Origin of the sequence: Bartonella sp. AP57NXGY (assembly GCF_042195805.1) — a bacterium.
Taxonomy (GTDB): Bacteria; Pseudomonadota; Alphaproteobacteria; order Rhizobiales; family Rhizobiaceae; genus Bartonella.
Genome location: NZ_JBHIOZ010000692.1, coordinates 1 through 527 on the forward strand (window position 1 = coordinate 1; position 527 = coordinate 527).

The 527-nt window shown below is 40.4% G+C and carries 1 protein-coding gene; it reads left to right on the forward strand.

The genetic code is table 11. From position 1 onward, the window contains the following. The coding region (locus ACFIL8_RS12675; protein ID WP_375690138.1) for an outer-membrane lipoprotein carrier protein LolA at positions 1-468 on the forward strand (468 nt) is incomplete at its 5' end. Between the last annotated feature and the right edge of the window lie 59 nt (positions 469-527).

The window sequence follows — 527 nt, forward strand, 5'->3', positions numbered from 1 at the left end:
ATCAAAACAATGACAGGTGATTTTATTCAGTTTAGTCCAAAGGGAAAAATGTCTCAGGGGACATTTTATTTAGAGCGCCCAGGGAAAATTCGTTTCATTTACAAAAAAATGCCTTTACAGATTATTTCAGATGGCCAATTTGTGGGCATTAACAATCGGGCTTTGAATACTTGGAACTTTTCACAACTTTCGCAAACGCCAATGAAATTTCTGTTGGATGATAAAATTGATGTATCTTCTGGGCGCTTGTTCGCATTTCGCGAAGATCCAGGGGCCGTGACGATTGTTTTGCGTGATCAGACGATTGGGGCAGGGCAAATAAGGATGGTTTTTGATTCTAAAGGCTCTGCTTTGCGACAGTGGACAATTGTTGACCAACAAAATTTGGAAACTACTGTGCAGATTATGAATGTGCGGACAGACGTCCGGTTCGCTAATGGGATGTTCACACTTCCTTCGAAGAAATGAAGAAAGAGTGTTACGTCATTGGGATTAAAACAAATGTTCTTTCGTATTGCGACTTGGAA